The sequence below is a fragment of the Martelella radicis genome, from assembly GCF_014196625.1.
Classification (GTDB): Bacteria; Pseudomonadota; Alphaproteobacteria; order Rhizobiales; family Rhizobiaceae; genus Martelella; species Martelella radicis.
This window is the reverse complement of sequence record NZ_JACIDZ010000008.1, coordinates 1-20126: the sequence shown is the minus strand read 5'-3', so window position 1 is coordinate 20126 and position 20126 is coordinate 1. Positions and strand designations below refer to the sequence as shown.

Below are 20126 nucleotides of genomic sequence, written 5' to 3'. Positions count from 1 at the left end.
GAGGCATCATGGTCGCGAGCCGCGCCTCACCGGCCGGGACGGATCATAAATCCACTGTGACCAGGACCCCGGATACATCGCCGCCTCAACCCCGATCGCAGCAAGCGCAAGCACTTCATGCGCGGCGGACATGCCCGCGCCGCAGTAGACGCCGACCTGCCTTTGGCCATCGACACCAAGTCCTGAGAACAGCTCTCGCAAGGTTGCGCTGTCGGCAAAATGTCCCGGGTCCGTCAGCGTATCCAGCGTCGGCGCGCTAAGCGCGCCCGGAATATGTCCACGCTCAGGATCCCCTCCCGTTTCCGGGCCGCCGATATAATTCGGCCTGATGCGTGCATCGAGCAGAACGCCGTCGCGGGCAATCTTCAGGGCTTCTTCCGCACCGAACTCCGGCATATGGCCGGGCGACAGGACAATATTCGTTTCGCCCTTGACCGCAGGAGCTTCCGCCAGGGGCTTGCCGGCGGAAACCCACGCGGGAAGGCCGCCGTCCAGCACCCGGACGTCCGCAAGCCCTGCCCATCTGAGCACCCACCAGGCGCGCGCGGCGGTCATCGACCGGTCGCCGTCATAGACCACGACAGGCCGATCCGCGCTCAAACCCCAGCGCCGCGCAGCCTCTTGCAGATCGGTGATGTCGGGCAAGGGGCGATTGCCGAGATCCGCACGCGCCGGCGCCTGAAAATCGGTATAGGCCTCCGCCTCGACCGCCCCCGGAATAACGGGATCGCCATGGGAATCGGCCCCCGTATACGGATTGACCGACTGCACGGCGATAATATGCGGTGGCGCCTCGCCGGACATCATTGCTTCGAGCTGTTCTGGCGTGACCAGCACCTTGCGTCTGGTCTCATCATCGATCTTCATCATTTCAATACTAAAATCCATACCTGAGATATATCACGAGAAACTTTATGTTTGACATAAGCAATGCAATACGATGTAAATCGAGGCAAGAAAAAAGAATCCATCAAACGCGCTCTTGCGGGAACCAAAACCTATGTCCGTACTTTCAATCCGGGATCTGACCACGGCATTTTCGACATCCTCGGGGTGGAAGAACGTGGTCGAAGGCATCGGTTTCGATGTCGACGCGGGCGAAACCGTTGCGATCGTCGGCGAGTCCGGATCGGGCAAGAGCGTCACCGCCCTTTCGGTCATGGGCCTCCTGCCCAGAGGCAAGACGCGCGTTTCGGGCGAGGTCCTGTTTCGCGGCAAGAACCTGCTCGCGCTGAGCGATGCGGAGATGCAGGACGTCCGGGGCAATGAGGCGGCGATGATCTTTCAGGAGCCGATGACCTCGCTCAACCCGGTCATGACCGTCGGCCGCCAGATCGCGGAACCAATCACGCGTCATCGCGGCGTGCCCCGCCGCCAGGCGATGAAGGAGGCCATTCGCCTGATGGACCGGGTGCGCATTCCAGCCGCGGCCAAGCGGGCGCATGAGTATCCGCACGAAATGTCGGGCGGCATGCTCCAGCGGGTAATGATCGCGACCGCGCTTGCCTGCTCACCCAAACTCCTGATCGCCGACGAACCCACCACCGCGCTCGATGTCACGATCCAGGCGCAGATACTGGAACTGATCAAGGAATTGCAGGCCGAAGACCACATGGCGGTGATGTTCATCACCCATGACATGGGCGTTGTCGCCGAAATCGCCGATCGAACCGTCGTGATGTTCCGCTCGAAGATGATGGAGGCCGGGCCAACCGAGACGATTTTTGCCAACCCGGCCACCGATTACACGCGCGAACTCCTGGCGGCGGCCCCGCGCCTTGGCGATCTGGGGGAAAGCCCGCTCCCCCGGCCTTACCCGGACCGAGACGGCATTGTCGCTCCGGCCGAAGACACGGTCGACAAGGATGGTCCCGCCCTTCTGGACGTTGAGAACCTGACGACGCGATTTGATCTCAAGAAGGGCGTGCTCGGGCGCGTCCATGCCCGCGTTCACGCGGTGGAAAACGTCTCCTTCCGCCTGCGCAGGGGCGAAACCCTTGCGCTGGTGGGAGAATCGGGTTGTGGCAAATCGACCACCGGCCGCTCGATCCTGCGCCTGAGCGAACCGGCAAGGGGCAAGGTGACACTGGCGGGTCAGGATGTCGGTCAACTGTCTCGTCGCGAGTTGATGAAACTGCGCCAGTCGATGCAGATGATCTTTCAGGATCCCTTCTCCAGCCTCAACCCGCGCATGCGGATCGGCGAGGCCATCGCGGAGCCGATGGTTGCCCATTCGATCGCGACGCCGGCCGAGGCCCGCGAACGTGTTGCCTCCCTTCTGCAGCAGGTCGGCCTTTCGCCCGACATGGGCAACCGCTGGCCACACGAATTCTCCGGCGGCCAGCGTCAGCGGATCGCCATCGCCCGCGCGCTCGGCCTCAATCCCAAGGTCATCATCGCCGATGAATCGGTCTCTGCCCTGGACGTGACGATCAAGGCCCAGGTCGTTAACCTGATGATGAAGCTGCAGCAGGAACTGGGCCTTGCCTACCTGTTCATCAGCCACGACATGGCCGTTGTCGAGCGGATCAGCCATCGGGTCGCCGTCATGTTGCTCGGCGAGATCGTCGAGATCGGGCCGCGCGCCCGGATCTTCGCGAACCCCTCGCACCCCTACACGCGCCGTCTGTTGTCAGCCGTGCCGGAACCCGATCCGGCCCGCAGGAACATGCGCCGGAACATTCCGCTCCAGGAGCTGAAGAGCCCGATCTTTCCCGCCGATTTCGTACCGCCGGAACGTGTCTACGACCCTGTCGGCCCCGATCATTTCGTGATGCGCGACGCGGCCGCCTGAGCCTGTTCGCGCAACCAGCAAAGACACTCCATGCCCAGCATTCTCGTATTGAACCCCAACAGCTCGAAAAAAGTGACGGCCTCCATCGAGGCCTGCCTCGGCGACCTCAAGGCCTCGACGCGGCACAGGATTGACTGCGACCTCATTCCGGCGGCCCCAACCGGCATTGAAAGCGACGACGATGTCGCGCGGGTCGCCCCCATGGTGATGGACCATGCCCGCTCGACCGACGCGGACGCACTCGTCGTCTCCTGTTTCTCCGATCCGGGCGTCGAGGCTGTCAGGAAGGCGGTCCGGCATATTCCCGTCATCGGCATTGCCGAGGCCGGCTACTATGCCGCGCTTCAGCTCGGTCGCCGCTTCGGCGTCGTCTCGCTCGGCCCGGCCTCGATCGCGCGGCATGCGAGGCGCATCGATGAACTCGGCCTCGGAGCGCGCCTGGCCGGCGATCGCTCCGCCTCCCTCAGCGTCGAGGAATCTGGCGACGAGGGGCTTGCGCGCGCGAAGGTGATCGAAACCGGGCGAGCCCTGGCAGAAAAAGACGGGGCCGATGTCATCATTCTGGGATGCGCCGGCATGGGGCGGCAAAGGCCGTTTCTGCAGCGCGAGATCGGACTTCCGGTCGTGGACCCCGTGCAGGCCGGCGTCGCCGCCGCAATCTCTGTACTCAATTTGAAATATATTACAAAGGCTTAAAGAAATGGACCTCGTATTGCGCGGAACCATCGTCACACCGCTTGCCGCCATTGAGAGCGGCTGGGTGGCAGTCAAGGATGGCAGGATCGCCGCTCTCGGCGATGCGGCAACGCCGCCGCCTTCCGCCGCCGAGACCATCGATCACGGTGATCGGATGATCCTGCCGGGCGTCATTGACGGCCAGACCCATGCGACCAGCGCCAAGGGTCTCCCCGGCATAGCCGACACGACGCGCGCAGCGATCGCCGGCGGCGTGACGACGCTGGTCGACATGCCCTTCGACAATCCCGCGCCGCTGGACCGGCCCGAGCGGCTCGCTGCCAAGGTGGCGGCAATCGCCGAACACAGCTTCGCCGACATGGCGCTCTATGCGACGGTGACTGCAGAGACGGGCACAAGCCATATCGCCGCGCTGAGCGAGGGCGGCGTTGCCGCCTTCAAGATCTCCTCTTTCGAAAGCTCGCCCACGCGTTTCCCGCGGATCAGCGCGGATCTGATGCTGGACATCATGGAAAAGCTCGCGCCGGGCGATCTGCCGCTTGGCCTTCACAATGAAGATCAGGAAATCGTTCTGGCGCGCATGGCCCGTGCCCGGGCGGCTGGCCAGAACGGCATCACCGCCCATTCGCGCTCCCGCCCGGCGGCGGCCGAACTGGCCGCGACGGCCCAGTTCCTCGCGCTTGCGCAGGCAAGCGGCGCCCATGCCCATCCCGTTCACCTGACCAGCGGCGAGGGTTTTGCGATCGTAGACGCCTTTGCCGAGATGGGCGTGCGGGCCACCGGCGAGACCTGTGTCCATTACCTCTGGTTCGACGCAGGCCGCGACGGCCTCAGGCTCGGACCGCGCATGAAGGTCAACCCGCCGATCCGGCCCGGTGAGGTCGACAATCTCTGGGACGCCATCATCGAAGGCAAGGTCGCCTTCACTTCGTCTGACCACTCAAGCTGGCCGATCGACGGAAAGCTGACGGAGTCGATCTTCGATGCCGGGGCCGGCGTGCCGGGTCTCGAAACGCTTCTGCCCGCCTTTTACACCGCCGCGGCCTCCCGCGGGCTCGATGCGGCCCTGCTTGCCGCCAGCCAGCTTTCTGAGCGGCCCGCCATTTTCTTCGGCATCTCCGACCGCAAGGGCGCGATAAAGGTCGGCCTGGACGCCGACTTCGCGGTGCTCGAGGCCGGTTCATTCATCTTCGATGAGGCAAGCGCCCATGACGGGCTGAACTGGTCGCCTTTCCACGGAGAGGTCTTTTCGGTTCGCACCGCCGCAACCTATCTGCGCGGCAGCCTTGCCTTTGACGGAAAGGACATTACCGGCGCGGCCGGCGCGGGGCGTTATGTCGCGCGTGGCGGCGATCACTGGTTTGGAAACTGAGGACAGACAGATGAGCAGACTGACAGCCGAAGCCAATGGCGTGTTCGTTATTTCGGTTACGCCGTTTCACGAGAACGGCGCGATCGATTTCGACAGCCTTGACCGCGTGACCGACTTCTACCTCGAAAAGGGCGCGACCGGCATCACCGTTCTCGGCATGATGGGTGAAGCCCCGAAACTGACTCAGGCGGAAGCCCGCGAGATCGTTGCCCGCGTGATCAAGCGCGCCGGCGGCAAGCCGGTTGTCGCCGGCGTGTCCGCACCCGGCCTCGCCGCGATTTCCGAACTGTCTTCGGCGGTGATGGATATGGGCGCTGCCGGCGTGATGATCGCGCCACCTTCAAGCCTCAGGACCGACGACCAGATCGCCGGCTATTATGCGCAGGCCTGCCAGGCCGCCGGAGACGGCGTGCCGGTGGTTCTGCAGGACTTTCCGCTTTCCACCGGTGTTCAGATCTCGAACGCGACGCTCGGCAGGATCATCGAGGACAATGATCAGATCGTCATGCTCAAGCATGAGGACTGGCCAGGACTCGCCAAGATTTCGGCCCTGCGCAAGGCGGAGAGCGAGGGCCGGCGGCGGATCTCCATCCTGTGCGGCAATGGCGCGCTGTTCCTGCCGGAAGAAATGGGTCGCGGCGCCGATGGCGCGATGACCGGCTTTGGCTATCCCGAAATGATGGCCGAGGTCGTCGCCCTTGCCGGAAATGGCGAGATGGACCGGGCCCAGGACCTCTTCGATGCCTATCTGCCCCTGGTGCGCTACGAGCAGCAGCCGGGCCTGGGTCTTGCCGTGCGCAAACATGTCCTTGCCAGGCGCGGCGCCATCGCGTCCGCTGCCCTTCGCAAGCCGGGCGCCGGACTGCAGCCGGCGGCCATTGCCGAAGTCGAGCGGCTGATCGAACGCCAGACGAAAAAACTGAAGGAACTGAAATAATGGATTTCAAGCTCAACGGGAAACGCGCCCTGGTTCTGGGCGCAAGCCGCGGCCTCGGCGCGGCATCGGCCATTCTTCTGGCCGAGGAAGGCGCAAGCGTCGTCGCCGCGTCCCGCTCCGGCGCGCTGCCGCAAGGCCTGCCCGAGGCGCTGGGCAAACGCGTCACGGCGGTCCGGCTCGATCTGGAAGATCCGGCCTCCGTCGAGACCGTCAAGCAGACGCTTCGCGACAACCCCGTCGACATCCTGGTCAATAATTGCGGCGGCCCGAAAGCCGGCCCCGCCTGGGGCCAGTCGACCGCCACCTGGCAGGCGGCCTTCATGGCGATGGCCGCTCCGGTCTTCGACATCACTGACGCCGCCCTTGCCGGCATGACCGAAAATGGCTGGGGCCGGATCATCACGATCGGCTCGTCCGGCATCGAGGCGCCGATCCCCAATCTCGCGCTGTCCAACGGCGTGCGCGGCGCCATGGCGGGCTGGTCGAAAACGCTCGCCGGCGAAGTCGCTTCCAGGGGCGTCACCGTCAACATGGTCCTGCCCGGCAGGATCGCGACCGATCGGGTTGCCGAACTTGACGCCGGCAAGGCCGAAAAGACCGGACAGTCGGTCGAAGCCGTGCGCGAGGCCTCGCGCGCGACCATTCCCGCTGGCCGCTATGGAAAGCCGGAAGAATTCGCCGCCGTGGTGGCCTTTCTCGCCTCCGAGCAGGCAAGCTTCGTCAATGGCTCGATGATCCGCGCCGATGGCGGCATGATCCGGAGCATCTGATGACGGAAATCATCCCTGTCGACCGGCGCGACAGCGACTGCAACAAATGGCGAAGCTTTGATCCGGACGTGATCCCGCTGCCCGTCGCCGATATGGATTTCGCCGCCGATCCGGCAATCATCGCCGCGATCGAGCAGCGCATGAGCCATCCGGTTCTCGGCTACGGCTCGGCAACCGCCGAACTGCGCCAGACGCTCGTCGACGCCATAGGTGCGGAATATGGATGGATCATCCAGCCTGAATGGCTGGTGTTCCTGCCTGGCGTCGAACCCGGCTTCAACATGGCGCTGAATGCCTTCGCAGCGCCGGACCGGACGATCATGCAGGAATATCCGGTCTACAAGCCTTTGCGCATCGCGCCCGGGACATGGGGGCTGGAAACGGCGGCAGTCTGGCAAAAGCCCGACGGCAACGGCCACTGGCGATCCGACAGAGACGAGCTTGAGGAAGCCGCCGCCCGATCGTCCATGATGTTGTTGTGCAACCCGCAAAATCCGACGGGACGGGTCTATACGCGTGACGAGCTCGCTTTCAGGGCCGAACTCTGCCTGAAGCATGACATGCTCCTCGTCTCCGACGAGATCCACGGCGGCCTGACCCTTGATGGAAGACGGCACATACCCGTGGCCTCGCTTTCCGGAGAAATCGAAGCCAGAACCATCACATTGATGGCGGCGAGCAAGACCTGGAACATCGCCGGTCTGAAGGCCGCCTTCGCCATCATTGCCGATGAAGCGATCCGGGAGAGGTTTGTCGGGGCGAAAAAGGGCCTTGTCGACAGCGTCAATATTCTGGGCCTTGCCGCAATGCAGGCCGCCTATGGCAACTGCCAGGGCTGGCGAAGCGCCGTGCGCGAGACCCTGATGAGAAACCGCGACATGCTGCACCGCTTTCTGGCCGAGAACCTGCCCGAGGCGCGGTCGATACCGGCCGAAGCCAGCTTTCTCTCGTGGATCGATCTTTCCGCCTACCGGCTCGAAAAGCCGGCGGCGGGATGGCTGCTGGAAAATGCGCGCGTCGGCGTCAGCGGCGGGGCGGATTTCGGTTCAGGTCTCGACGGCTGGATCCGGCTTAATTTCGCCTGTTCGCCGGAAACCCTTGCCGAAGCGCTCTCGCGTATGGCAAGGGCGTTGGCAAAACCTTAAAGCGAAGAGGGAAACTGATGTCTCGTGGCAATAGCGGGGCCAGAACGGCAGCGCGCAAATCCGACAATCATTCGGAGAAATCGAAATCGCTGACCGACCGGGCCTATGATCAACTGCGTCAGGAGATCATTACCTGCAAACTGCCGCCGGGCACGGATCTCGGCGAGCAGGAGCTTGCCGAAAAACTCGACATGAGCAAGACCCCGGTGCGCGAGGCGCTGGCGCGCCTCACGCTCGAGGGTCTCGTCGAGGCCTTTCCGCGACGCGGATATCGCATCACCGCCGTAACCGTAAAAAGCGTCAACGACGTCTTCACGGTGCGCAAGGCGATCGAGGGCGTGGCGGGAGAGCTGGCGGCCGAACGGCTGAGCGCGGAGGAGCTCGACCATGTGGAGGCGCTCTCCAACGCGCGCTATGTGCCGGGCGAACAGCCCACGATCGAAGCCTTCATCAAGCAGAACAACGATTTCCACGTCGCCATCGCCGAGGGCGCCCAGGTGCCGCGACTGACGATGCTCATCCGCTCTTATCTCGAGGAGTCGACCCGGCTGTTTCACATGGGCGCCGCCGTCCGCGACGTGAACCCGGAAACCACCACCGACCACGCCCGCATCGTCGCCGCCCTGCGCCGGCGTGATGGCGACGCCGCGCGCGAGGCCATCATTCAGCACACAGAGAATACCCGCCTCGGCCTGCTCAAATCGCTGATTTCGGACAGGAACTCGCTTCTGGTCCTTTAACCGGCCGCCCTTGCCGGTTTTTTTTTGCGACCGAAGGCCTTCAGGCACGATGACGATGCAAGCCGCCGGCACCCGGCGCACGCGGTTTCGATGCCGGGAAGGTCGAAAACACGCCCCTGCGATCGCCGCGCCGGCAGCGTCCTCCGGCGCGGCCTGCCCGGCGTCGCGTCCGCAATGCGAAGTAGGGCGGTTACCGTCCAGTCAGGCCCTTCCCGCGCGATTTCGGCATTGCAGGCGACATAGTCGATGGCGGCCGCCGCGATGAAACTGCCCGCAGTTCTCTGTCGCGGCTCTCGGCACCCATTGTCGTCGGGCCTCAGGCACATCGCGCCATAGAACTTATCATACTCATCCACACCTATGTAGTTGATTAAATTATCACAATTACTCCTTCCCGGAGTCGCCCTCTGGTTGATTTCGTAAATTTCCTTGACACTTGCAAAATCATTTGCTGAAAATTGGGAACGTTTGCAGAGAACGTTCTCTGTAAACGAGGAGGAATTTTCGGGAGGAATTCGATGACTGGAGCGGTCACCGCCGCCGGGCAAGACAGTCCGGACGCGGCGCTGGAATTGCGCGCCGAAGGGGTGCGCAAGGCCTACGGCGCCACCGTGGCGCTGGAACACGCCGACATCGCGCTCAAGGCCGGTCAGGTGCACGCCCTTCTTGGCGAGAACGGGGCCGGCAAGTCGACCCTGGTGCGTATCCTCACGGGGGCCGTGACGCCGGACGCGGGGCGGATGCTGCTTCACGGCGCGCCCTACACACCCCACTCCATCACCGATGCCCGCCGTGATGCGGTCGCGACCGCCTTTCAGGAACTGAGCCTCGTTCCCAATCTTTCGGTCGCGCAAAACCTCCTTCTGCCGAGGCTCGCCCCGTCCGGCCTTGGACTGATCTCCCGAAAAGAAGTCATCGCGAAGGGGCGCGAAATACTCGCCCGCCACGGGCTGGACCGGATCGACCCTTCCGCCGAAATGGCGCGCCTTCCGCTGTCGGATCGTCAGAGAATCGAAATTGCCCGCGCCATCGAGAACGCCGGCCGCGTGCTCATCCTGGATGAGCCGAGCGCTTCGCTTGCGGAGACCGACTGGCTGTTTGCACAGATCGAGAAGGCAAAGGCGCGCGGCGTCGCGATCCTCTACATCTCCCACCGCCTTGCCGAAGTGCGTGCCATCTGCACGGTCGCAACGGTTCTGCGCAACGGCCGCTCAATCGCCACCGTCGACCTCGACAATGCGAGCAACGACGACATTTTCGAAATGATGGTCGGCCACCGGGTGGAGGCCGACAGACCCTCGGCGCGCAGGGCGACCCTGCCGGGAACGCCCCGCATCGCGATGAAGGATGTTGCCGGCAGCGAGCTGAAGGGAGTGTCCTTCGAACTGAATGCCGGCGAGGTTCTTGGCGTTGCCGCTCTTGAAGGTCAGGGACAACGCGAACTGTTCAGATGCCTTGCGGGCCTTGAGCGACCGGAACGCGGTGAAATCCGGATTGACGACATGCCGGCGTCCTATCACTCGCCGAAGCAGGCGCTCAAGTTTGGGAGCGGCGTCAGCTACCTGCCGGAAGAACGCAAGACCGAGGGCATCCTTGCAGGGCTTTCGGCGGCGACCAATGTCGTGCTGCCCTTCCTGCCGCGCATCGCTAGGGCCGGACTGGTCAGTCAGAAACGCGAGGTTGCCTCGGCACAGGTCGCGGCAGGGGCTGTGGAAATGAACCCGCGCTACCTCACTTTTCCCATCGGAGATCTGTCAGGCGGCAACCAGCAAAAGGCACTGATGGCGCGCACCCTGGCGTCGGGCGCCAAGACGCTCCTGCTGTTCGACCCGACGCGCGGCGTCGATGTCGGTACCAAGGAATCCATCTATGCCGCAATCAGCGCATTCGCCGAGGAAGGCGGATCGGTCCTGTTCTACTCGTCGGAACTGCCCGAGATCGTTCAACTGGCCGACCGCTGCCTGGTTCTCTACGGCGGACGGGTCTTCGACAGCTTTTCCGGCGGACAGATCAACGAACAGCATCTCGTCGCAGCCATGATCGGTCACCACGACACAGCGGAGCAGGAGGCCGCCATATGAGCCACGCCACCTCCACGGAGACCTCCGCGCGCCACACGCCGTTCGCCATCGGCCTGCTCAGGCAACTGAGCCAGGGCGCCGGACTCATCGTGATCATCTATTTCTCGCTCTATGCCTTTTACGGCTACCTGCAGCCGCGCGCGCTGGAGCCCTACGGGATCGCCGCGCTCATGAACAACACGGCGCCGCTCGCGCTTGCGGCTGCTGGACAAACCTTCGTGGTCTTGAGCCGCGGGTTCGATCTCTCCCTGGCCGGGGTGATTTCGATCTGCAATGTGACGCTCGCCGTCGCCCCCATCGAGGGCCCGGGCGGCGCGGCGCTTTCGGTGCTGATCTGCCTTGCGATCGGGGCCACGGTCGGCGCCGTCAACGGTTTTCTCGTCGCCTATCTGAAGCTGCAGTCGATCGCCGCGACACTTGCCACGATGATCATGTGCCAGGGCATCGCGCTTGTCATCTTGAACGCGCCGGGCGGATATGTCGCCGAGTGGATCGTCTACGAGATGACGGACCGCCTTTGGGGGATCGTGCCGGTATCGGGGCTTGTCGTTCTGGCGGTGGTCGCGGCCTGGCTGGCGCTCAGGCGCACGGATTTCGGTGTCGCCATCTATGCGATCGGCGCGGATGAACAGGCTGCCTCGCTGTCCGGCATCAATGTACCGCGCGTCCGCTTCGGCGCCTTCGTGTGCGCCGGACTGCTCTACGGGCTGGCGGGCTTCATGCTGAGCGCCCAGACGGCCACGGGCAATCCCAATGCCGGAACGCCATTGCTGCTCTTGACCTTTGCCGCCGTCGCCCTTGGCGGAACGTCTCTGTCTGGCGGACGAGGCGGGCTCTTTGCCTCCGTTATCGGCGCCGCGACCCTGACCCTATTGCAGAAAGTCCTGTTCTCCACCGGCGTTTCCTCTTTCTACACCGGCGTTTTCCAAGGCGCTGTTCTGATCATCGCCGTTGTCTTCAGCACCACAATCGCCCGGATCGGAGAGAGAAAATGACCGGATCCGACAATACACCTCTTGCCGAAACGTCATTTACCCGGTCCGGCGATACCCGCCGCAGCGCGAAGGTCAGCCGGGAAACCGTCAGCGCGATCGCCGTGGCCGCGCTCTGCATCGTCCTGCTGCTGAGCGCCCGCTTCGTCAGCCCGTCGCTGGGGTCTTGGTCGCAGGTCGAAACGGTTCTGATCCTCGGCTCCTTCCTGATCGTCCTGTCCTTCGGTCAGGGCCTCGTGATTCTGGCCGGCGGTCTCGACCTGTCCCTGCCTGCCCTGATCACGCTTGGCGGCATTCTCGCGACCAACTGGGTCGGCGCGAGCGATCCCGGCGCCTGGTACCTGCTGCCAGCAGTGTTGCTGGCATGCGCCGCAGTCGGTTTTCTGACCGCCTTGGGGGTCGTGGTGCTCCGCGTGCCCTCCTTCATCATGACACTCGCGATGTCGATCGTCGTGTCGTCCGCGCTGCTTGGCTATACCAAGGGCACGCCCCGCGGCGCGGCGCCCGAAATCGCGATCGCGCTGATGAAGGGATCCGTTGCAGGCGTCCCGATGCCGATCGTTTTCGTGGTCGGCTTCGTGATCCTCGGCTGGCTGATCCAGAGCCGATCCGTTTTCGGCCGCTATCTCTACGCCATCGGAACCAATGTCGAGGCCGCGCGCATCGCCGGCGTGCCGGTGTTTGCCGCCCAGGTGCTGCCATATGTATTGAGCGCGACCTGCGCCGGTTTCGTCGGCATCATGCTGGTCGGATATTCGAACGGCGCGACGCTGCGCATGGGCGACGACTATCTGCTGCCGTCCATCGCCGCCGTGGTGATCGGCGGCTCCTCGATCCTGGGAGGACGAGGCACCTTTCTCGGAACGGCTGGCGGCGCGCTCATGCTGACCACGCTCGGAACCATCATTTCCGCGATCGGACTTGAATTCGGCCTTCGCACGATCATCGAAGGGGCCATCGTGCTGGTCGCGCTATTGCTTCTGCGGGAGGAGCTTTTTCAAAAACTCGGTTCGCTTTGGCGCTGACCGAACAGATCAGGATTACCCGGTCCACTAGAGGAGGAATGAACCATGAAACGCAGCAATTTGAAGATAGCCGCCCTGGCTGCCGCCGTCGGAGCATCCGCCATGCTCGCCCACCCGGCTGTCGCCCAGGACAAGGAGAAGTTCAAGATCTATCTGAGCCTGAGCTATTCGGGCAATGCCTGGCAGTCGGAAGCGGCCAACATCGTGAAGGCGCTCGCCGCAACGCCGCCCTATGACCAAACGGTCGAACTGATCGAGGTCATCTCCGGCACCGATCCGCAGGCGCAGATCTCCGCCTATGAGAGCATGATCGATGACGGCGCCGACGGCATTGTCAGCTTCCCGATCTCGTCCACGGCCTTGAACCGCACGATCCGCAGGGGATGCGAGGAGGGCGTGCTGTTCTTCATGTACGACGCCACGGTCACCGAGAATTGCGCCTACAATGTCAGCTATCTCACCGCCGGTTTCGGCGAGAATACCGCCCAGGCGCTGGTGAACGAACTTGGCGGCGAGGGCAAGATTTTCCTTTCGCGCGGCGTGCCGGGCAATTCGGTCGACAAACGCCACACGGATGGCGCCATGCACATCTTCAACCAGTATCCCGGCATCGATGTCGTCGCCGAATACTACTCCTACTGGGACGACCGCACGACGCAGCAGGAAACGGCGAAAGCGCTGGCGGCCCATCCGGATGTCGACGGCATCTGGGCACAGGCCGGCGAATACGGCGCGGTGCAGGCGCTTCTCGATGCGGGCGACCGGCTGGTGCCGATGACGGGCGAAAACTCAGCCGGTTTCCGGCTTGCGCTCGCCGATCCGGCCATGCAGGAAAAGGGCCTTTCGGGCGTTTCCGCGGGTTCGCCGCCGGCCCAGTCGGGTTATGCGTTCAAGCTGATGATGGAGATCCTCACCGGCAAGCGCGAGCTTGCCCCGATGAACATCGAGTATCCGTTGCCCTGGGTGCCCGCCGATGCCGTTCAGGTTTGTGAGGGCGATGTCTATGAGGACGGCTGCAATGTCTTTCCGGCCGACAGGGTTCCGTCATCTTTCGTCAGTGAGGTGCTGAACCCCGTGCTTCTGCCCGAAGTGAACGTCGAATCCGCTCTTGACGGAACGCCGGTTGCCGGCGCGACCATCCAGCCCTTGCCGTCCGAGGTGGTGGAAGCGGCCAACGAGCCCGGCATCAACTGCTCGCGCTGCGAAGCACCCGAGACGCTTTACGAGCTGACCAAGATCGAGCCGACGGTCAGCCCCTGACGACCTTTAAACCGACCGGCGGGCTGTCCCGCCGGTTCCTCTCCAGTTTGCTGGGTGGATCCGTAAACGAACGATCATATCGATTTAGCGAGTGTCATATCATGCTAGATATATCTGAATAATTCGGTTTCGGATCACAGACAGAGAACTCTGAAGGGACAGTTTCGGATGGCGACAAAACAGAAGGACACAAGAACGGCGCGCGTGACCGTGAAGGATCTGGCAAGGGATCTCGGAATGTCGGTCTCGACGGTTTCGCGCGCCTTTTATCCCGACGCCATTGTCGCCGAGAAAACGCGTGACGCGGTCCTGAAACGGGCGGCGGAACTCGGTTACCGGCCGAATCCGTTCGCCCAAAGCCTCATCACGAAGAAAACCCAGATCGTCGGCATGGTGGTCTCGGACCTGACCAACCCGTTCTATCCCGAGGTCATGACCCATCTGACCGCCAAGCTGCAGGAAGCCGGAATGAACGTCATGCTGGCTGCCGCCAACGAACCTGAAAAGACCGACGAAGCCGTGGACCTGCTCCTGTCCTATCAGCCCGATCTGGTTATTGTCCTCGCGGTGACGCTTTCCTCACACGCGCAGGAAAAATGCGAGAATGCCGGCGCGCCCTGCATCTTCTTCAACCGTCTTTCCGCGAACGGCCTCGGTTTTGGTGTCAGTTGCGACAATGAGGAGGGCGGACGGAGGGTTGCCGACTTCCTGATCGACAGTGGCCACAAAAACCTTGTCTATGTATCCGCCTTTCCCGGCGCCTCCACCAATGTGGAACGGCAGAACGGGTTTTGCCGGCGCGCCGTGGAGCGCGGGCTGGAGGCGCCGCAGATCATTGAGGCCGGGTATTTCACCTACGAGGCCGGGTATTCCGCCGGCCTGAAAATGGCCGATATCCCCGGTCCGATAGACGGTGTGTTCTGCGCCAACGACATTGTCGCGATCGGCTTTATCGAGGGCGTCCAGGAAGGCCTCGGCCTCAGCGTGCCCGAGGACCTTTCGGTGGTCGGCTTTGACAACATCACGATGGCGGGCTGGCCGTCGCACAGGCTCACGACGATCGCCCAGCCCCTGGAAGAAATGATGCAGGCGACTGTCGAACTGTCGCGGGAACTCGCCCGCGAGCGCAGCCTGGCGCCGCGCATCAACAGGCTTGCGCCAGGCGAACTGGTGCAACGGAAAACGACGATGCCACGTTCACCCGCCAAGGAGACACCGCATGCAGAATGTTGACCTCTTCACCCGGCTCGCCACCGTGCACCGGCCGGACTGCGCGCTCTTCGAGGAAGGACCACTGCCCAGGGCCGCGCCCGATCCCGAGGCGATCGCTCAGGCGCTCGGCTCATCGGAGGCCGCCGCCTATGCCCAGGCATGCCGGCCGGTCTTCGAGGACCTGCGCCGCGTGATCGGTCAACTTGCCGGTCTCATGATCCTTGCCCAGATGACACGGTCAACCGAGGTCGCGGATCTCTCCGAGCTCTCTGCCTGCCGGACACGCTGGCAGAATTGCGGCGAGCGTCTCGCAGCACTTTCCGCGCCGGCATCGCTGACCGCTCACCTGGGGCAACTCACTGCGGCGCACTTTTTTTCAGGTCGCGCGCTGAGAACGTTTTCACTTATTCGGTCGGGCCGGGACAACGACGACCTGTTTGATGACATCGCCCGACTTGTTCGCCGCGCCTATGCCCATCTGCGCGCCGTGACATCCGAAAAGGCCGGACTGGAAATGGTGGATCTCACACATGCCTGCTGCTCCTGCGGACGCTGAGCAGGCGCTTATTTCATACGGAGGAGACTGAACGATGGCTGACTATTCGATCTGGGTCTGTGAATATTCATATGTCCCGAACTACCACAAGAGCGGCGTGCTCTACGGCGCGCACAATCAGGGCTATGTGAAGCTTCCCTATTGCTACGTCGTGATCAAGGGCAAGGGACATGTGGCCATGGTCGACGTCGGCTACAACGACAAGGAGTATGGCAAGACGCTGGGCGATCGTTTCGGCGTTGAAAACTGGCGCGACCCCAGGACGGTGATGGCCGAAATCGGTCTTTCTCCGGAAGATGTCGACACATGCTTCATCACCCATGCCCATTTCGACCATTTCGGCAATGTCGAGGATTTTCCGAACGCCAAGTTCTTTATCCAGGAGCGCGAGATCTCCAAATGGGTCTGGGCGATGTCGCTTCCCGACCGCATGCGCTGGATGATGGTGGCGGTTGATCCCGGTGACATCGTTCGCGGCGTCGATCTGGCGCGCGAGCGCAGGCTGGAGACGGTCAACGGCGCGCTCACCGACGTCCTACCCGGCATCGATCTTCACCCGGCGGAAGACAGCCATACCTGGGGCTCCATGTGGGTGACCGTTCGAAATGACGGCCAGGTCAAGTCGGAGGACACCTGGATCCTTGCCGGTGACCTGATCTATGTCTTTGACAACATCAAGGGACCGGGCGCCGCGGTGGATGCGGAGGAAATCTACACCCCCGTCGGCCTTGCGACCGGCAGCCAGGCCAACCTCGTTCTGGCAACCGAGGAAATGATGAAGCAGGTCGGTTACGATGCCCATCGCATCATTCCCATTCACGAGGAACGGCTGCGCGACACTTTCCCTTCACGGATCACGAAAGAGGGACTTCGGATCACTGAAATCTGCCTTGCCGACGGAGAAACGTCGAAGGTGTCGGCCTGATGACGGAGAAAGCAGTCATTGCCATCGTCGGGGCCGGACTGGTCGGCTCCGGCTGGGCGCTGGTTTTTGCAAGGGCCGGCTATGAGGTCAGAATTTTCGATCCCGATGCCGCGGTAAGGGAACGGGTGCTGCCCTGGGCGACAGCTTCCGCGAAGGAACTGGCCGAAGCGGGGCTTCTTGCCGATGATGAAACGGTCATGCAACGCCTTTCCGTCTGCGCGACCCTTGCTGAGGCGGTTGAAGACGCCGGATACATTCAGGAATCCGTTTTCGAGACGGTCGAGGTGAAGTCGAACGCCTGCCGCGCCATCGACGCGGCCATGCGAAGCGACGCCATCGTCGGCTCCTCGTCGTCCGGCATTCCGGCTTCAAGGTTTACCGAAGCGTGCCGCAACAGGGGCCGTTTCCTGATCGCCCACCCGGTCAATCCGCCTCACCTGGTGCCTGTGGTCGAACTCGTTCCCGCCCCTTGGACCGATGAAGACGCCATGGCCGAAACGCAGCGGCTCATGACCGAGGTCGGCCAGGTGCCCGTCAGCCTGACGCGCGAGATCGACGGTTTCATTCTCAACCGCCTCCAGGGCGCTCTCCTGAACGAAGCCTGGGCGCTTTATGACGAGGGCTATGCAAGCCTTGAGGATATAGACGCGACCGTCGCCCACGGCCTGGGGCTGCGCTGGTCGTTCATGGGGCCTTTCGAAACCATCGATCTCAATGCGCCTGGCGGGATCACCGACTACGCGGCGCGCCTTGGCGGAATGTACCACGACATGGCCGCCAAAAGGGTCCCCGGGCCATGGCCGCAGGAAACGATCCGGAAGGCCGGAGAGGAACGCCGGCAGGTCCTGCCACAGAGCGATCTGGCGACACGCCGCGCATGGCGCGACGCCGCCCTCACCCGCCTCGCGGCCTTCAAGAAATCAAGCGGCCTGGGTCCGTGAGAACGCAGACTCCCATCAGACCCCGACCCGAAAAAACCCAAACCGAGGAATGAACTCATGTCTGTTACCTATCTCAAGCGTGGCAAGCCGGAAGCCGAACGTTCGGACGAGGACGCCAAGGTCCGTTCGGTCGTGGAGGCAACGCTCAAGGAAATCGAGACGCGCGGCGATGCGGCCGTGCAAGACCTGTCCGAAAAATTCGACAGATATTCTCCGGCCTCTTTCAGGCTGTCCGAATCCGAGATCGAGGCCCTGATGCAGAAGGTCTCTGCGCGCGACATGGAGGATATCCGCTTCGCGCAGGCGCAGGTTCGCCGGTTTGCCGAAGCCCAGCGCGCATCGATGACGGATATCGAGATCGAAACGCTGCCGGGCGTTATCCTCGGTCACAAGAACATCCCGGTGCAGTCGGTCGGCTGCTACGTGCCGGGCGGCAAGTTCCCGATGGTGGCCTCCGCCCACATGTCCGTATTGACGGCGAATGTAGCCGGCGTTCCGCGCATCGCCGCGGCCACGCCGCCCTTCAAGGGAGAACCGAACCCGGCCGTGATCGCTGCCATGCATCTGGGCGGCGCGCACGAAATCTATGTTCTCGGCGGTATTCAGGCCATCGGCGCCCTTGCCATCGGCACGGAAACCATCGACCCGGTCCACATGCTGGTCGGTCCCGGCAATGCCTTCGTAGCAGAGGCCAAGCGACAGCTCTTCGGTCGGGTCGGCATCGACCTCTTCGCCGGGCCGACCGAGACCATGGTGATCGCCGATGACACCGTCGACGCCGAGATGTGCGCGACAGACCTGCTCGGCCAGGCGGAGCATGGCTATAATTCGCCCGCCGTTCTGGTGACCAATTCGAGGAAGCTTGCCGAAGGCACGCTTTCCGAAATCGATCGTCTTCTTGCAATCCTGCCGACCGCCGGCACGGCCAGTGTAAGCTGGGCGGATTACGGCGAGATCGTCCTTTGCGACACCTACGAGGAGATGCTGGATGTCGCCAATGACATTGCTTCCGAGCACGTTCAGGTCATGACCGACCGGGACGACTGGTTCCTTGAAAACATGCACTCCTACGGCGCGTTGTTTCTGGGTCCGCGCACCAATGTCGCCAATGGCGACAAGGTGATCGGCACCAATCACACGCTCCCGACGAAGAAGGCGGGCCGCTACACCGGCGGCCTTTGGGTCGGCAAATTCCTCAAGACCCACAGCTATCAGCGGATCACGACGGACGAGGCAGCCACGACGATCGGCGAATACGGATCGCGCCTCTGCATGCTCGAAGGTTTCGTCGGTCACGCGGAACAATGCAATATCCGCGTGCGTCGCTATGGCGGGATCAATGTGCCCTATGGCGAGGAAGCGCCTTACAGAAAGGCCTCGAAATGACGGCTTCGGCACCTTCATTCCGTCTAGACGGGCGTCGCGCGCTCGTCGTCGGGGCAAGCAGGGGCATCGGCAGGGCCGTCGCCGAGGCGATGGCCGCTTCGGGCGCCGACGTCACGCTCTGTGCCCGAACGGCGGATGAGATCGAGGCGATTGCCGATGCATTGCGTCACCAGGGCTTCCGTGCGGAAGCCCTGGTGACGGATGTGACGGACACGCAGCACTTCGCCGAGACCGTCGCCGCCCTTCCCGCCTTCGATATTCTGGTCAACAATGCCGGGACGAACCGGCCCCTTCCTCTCGCGCAGACCTGCGAAGAGGACTACGACGCCGTCATGGCCCTCAACCTGAGGGCCGCCGTCTTTGCCACGAAAGCGGTAACCGCGCGGATGCTCGCGGAGAGCCGTCCCGGTACGGTGATCAACATGTCCTCGCAGATGGGCCATGTGGGCGCCGCGAACCGGACAATCTACTGCGCTTCGAAATGGGCGCTCGAGGGCTTCACCAAGGCGCTGGCGGTTGAACTCGCGCCTGCAGGCATCCGGGTCAACACCATATGCCCGACCTTTGTCGAAACCCCGATGACGAAGCCATTTCTCGAAAATCCGGATTTTCGCGACGAGGTTCTTGCGAAGATACCGCTCGGACGGCTGGGAAAGGTCGACGAGATCGCGGCCGCGGCGGTCTACCTGGCCTCCGACGCCGCCGGACTGATGACGGGAAGCGCCTTGAAGCTGGATGGCGGCTGGACGGCGCTATAGAGCGTTTCCGGGAAGAGTGGACGCCGGTTTTACGCCCGGAAACGCACAAAAACAAAGAGATAGAGCGATTTCGCGATTCGAAGAAAGGCGGAAACGCTCTAGACCAGCTCGGCATTTTCCCTGAAAGCCTGGGCCGCTGTAGCGCGGTTCCGTTTCCCCGCGCCCGGCAAGGGGGCCGCGAACAAAAGAACCTGTTTCTGGAAACCCCGGAAACGCCGAGACCGCGAGGGACCGGGACCGGAGGAGGCAGGCCAAGGGGGTCCCTTCCAGCGGTTGGCGGCGGGCCGTCAGCCGTCGGTTTCCGACAGGCAGAACCCGTGTTTCACGACATGACGACCTGCGGGAAGCTCCAGCCGCAGGCCGGGAATGCGCGTTCGCGGCGAGAGCATGTTGCTGTTGGTCCGGCTGCTGTCGATTTTCGCGCGTGGCAGGTCATCGAGCGCTGAAATCGCCGAGACTGCGTTTTCGCCCTTCAACACCAGCGCCATTTCGGTGTCTCGGTCCAGCCTTTCGGCCTCCTGATACCACTGGTTTAC

Annotated in this window: 19 protein-coding genes; 17 read left to right on the top strand and 2 right to left on the bottom strand. The window is 63.1% G+C overall.

All coding sequences use genetic code 11. The annotated features are described in order from the left end of the window. Nucleotides 1–6: 6 nt before the first annotated feature. Nucleotides 7–870, bottom strand: coding sequence for a sulfurtransferase (locus tag GGR30_RS12475; protein WP_210288035.1), 864 nt, complete (start codon nucleotides 868–870; stop codon nucleotides 7–9). Nucleotides 871–1000: 130 nt separating this feature from the next. On the opposite strand from GGR30_RS12475, the gene GGR30_RS12470 reads away from it, so the two are divergent. From GGR30_RS12470 to GGR30_RS12390, 17 genes are all read left to right on the top strand, one after another. Further along, nucleotides 1001–2794 carry an ABC transporter ATP-binding protein gene (locus GGR30_RS12470; protein ID WP_183486744.1) on the top strand — a complete coding sequence of 598 codons (1794 nt, stop codon included), beginning with the start codon at nucleotides 1001–1003 and terminating at the stop codon, nucleotides 2792–2794. A 30-nt stretch (nucleotides 2795–2824) separates the two neighbouring features. Beyond that, complete coding sequence (locus tag GGR30_RS12465) at nucleotides 2825–3490, top strand: aspartate/glutamate racemase family protein (RefSeq protein WP_183486742.1); 666 nt, start codon at nucleotides 2825–2827, stop codon at nucleotides 3488–3490. Nucleotides 3491–3494: 4 nt separating this feature from the next. After that, nucleotides 3495–4862 carry a dihydroorotase gene (locus tag GGR30_RS12460; protein WP_183486740.1) on the top strand — a complete coding sequence of 456 codons (1368 nt, stop codon included), beginning with the start codon at nucleotides 3495–3497 and terminating at the stop codon, nucleotides 4860–4862. 10 nt (nucleotides 4863–4872) lie between these two features. Next, nucleotides 4873–5799, top strand: coding sequence for a dihydrodipicolinate synthase family protein (locus GGR30_RS12455; RefSeq protein WP_183486738.1), 927 nt, complete (start codon nucleotides 4873–4875; stop codon nucleotides 5797–5799). Continuing rightward, nucleotides 5799–6569, top strand: a complete 771-nt coding sequence (locus tag GGR30_RS12450; RefSeq protein WP_183486736.1) for an SDR family oxidoreductase — start codon at nucleotides 5799–5801, stop codon at nucleotides 6567–6569. Before GGR30_RS12455 ends, GGR30_RS12450 begins: the two co-directional genes overlap by 1 nt. Further along, entirely contained in the window at nucleotides 6569–7714 is a 1146-nt protein-coding gene (locus tag GGR30_RS12445) for a MalY/PatB family protein (RefSeq protein ID WP_183486734.1), read from the top strand. The genes GGR30_RS12450 and GGR30_RS12445 overlap by 1 nt, the downstream gene beginning before the upstream one ends. Before the next feature lie 17 nt (nucleotides 7715–7731). Then, nucleotides 7732–8454 (top strand): GntR family transcriptional regulator, encoded by a 723-nt coding sequence (locus GGR30_RS12440; RefSeq protein WP_183486732.1) that lies wholly within the window; start codon nucleotides 7732–7734, stop codon nucleotides 8452–8454. 518 nt (nucleotides 8455–8972) lie between these two features. Then, the gene (locus GGR30_RS12435) at nucleotides 8973–10535 is read left to right on the top strand and encodes a sugar ABC transporter ATP-binding protein (protein WP_183486730.1); all 1563 of its coding nucleotides are present in this window, start codon (nucleotides 8973–8975) and stop codon (nucleotides 10533–10535) included. Further along, the gene (locus GGR30_RS12430; RefSeq protein ID WP_183486728.1) at nucleotides 10532–11530 is read left to right on the top strand and encodes an ABC transporter permease; all 999 of its coding nucleotides are present in this window, start codon (nucleotides 10532–10534) and stop codon (nucleotides 11528–11530) included. Before GGR30_RS12435 ends, GGR30_RS12430 begins: the two co-directional genes overlap by 4 nt. Then, nucleotides 11527–12552, top strand: a complete 1026-nt coding sequence (locus GGR30_RS12425; RefSeq protein ID WP_183486726.1) for an ABC transporter permease — start codon at nucleotides 11527–11529, stop codon at nucleotides 12550–12552. The genes GGR30_RS12430 and GGR30_RS12425 overlap by 4 nt, the downstream gene beginning before the upstream one ends. Before the next feature lie 45 nt (nucleotides 12553–12597). Next, the gene (locus GGR30_RS12420; protein WP_183486724.1) at nucleotides 12598–13812 is read left to right on the top strand and encodes a sugar ABC transporter substrate-binding protein; all 1215 of its coding nucleotides are present in this window, start codon (nucleotides 12598–12600) and stop codon (nucleotides 13810–13812) included. A gap of 168 nt (nucleotides 13813–13980) precedes the next feature. Further along, nucleotides 13981–15045 (top strand): LacI family DNA-binding transcriptional regulator, encoded by a 1065-nt coding sequence (locus tag GGR30_RS12415; protein ID WP_183486722.1) that lies wholly within the window; start codon nucleotides 13981–13983, stop codon nucleotides 15043–15045. Continuing rightward, on the top strand, nucleotides 15032–15580 hold the full coding sequence (locus GGR30_RS12410; RefSeq protein WP_183486720.1) for a hypothetical protein: 549 nt from the start codon (nucleotides 15032–15034) through the stop codon (nucleotides 15578–15580). Before GGR30_RS12415 ends, GGR30_RS12410 begins: the two co-directional genes overlap by 14 nt. 34 nt (nucleotides 15581–15614) lie before the next feature. Further along, nucleotides 15615–16505 (top strand): N-acyl homoserine lactonase family protein, encoded by an 891-nt coding sequence (locus tag GGR30_RS12405; protein WP_183486718.1) that lies wholly within the window; start codon nucleotides 15615–15617, stop codon nucleotides 16503–16505. Continuing rightward, nucleotides 16505–17446, top strand: a complete 942-nt coding sequence (locus GGR30_RS12400; protein ID WP_183486716.1) for a 3-hydroxyacyl-CoA dehydrogenase — start codon at nucleotides 16505–16507, stop codon at nucleotides 17444–17446. Before GGR30_RS12405 ends, GGR30_RS12400 begins: the two co-directional genes overlap by 1 nt. Nucleotides 17447–17503: 57 nt before the next feature. Continuing rightward, nucleotides 17504–18832, top strand: a complete 1329-nt coding sequence (gene hisD, locus GGR30_RS12395; protein ID WP_183486713.1) for a histidinol dehydrogenase — start codon at nucleotides 17504–17506, stop codon at nucleotides 18830–18832. Then, complete coding sequence (locus tag GGR30_RS12390; protein ID WP_183486711.1) at nucleotides 18829–19590, top strand: SDR family NAD(P)-dependent oxidoreductase; 762 nt, start codon at nucleotides 18829–18831, stop codon at nucleotides 19588–19590. The genes hisD and GGR30_RS12390 overlap by 4 nt, the downstream gene beginning before the upstream one ends. Nucleotides 19591–19877: 287 nt before the next feature. Here GGR30_RS12390 and GGR30_RS12385 read toward each other — a convergent pair. Beyond that, a partial coding sequence (locus GGR30_RS12385) for a hypothetical protein (RefSeq protein ID WP_210288034.1) occupies nucleotides 19878–20126 on the bottom strand: 249 nt, incomplete at its 5' end.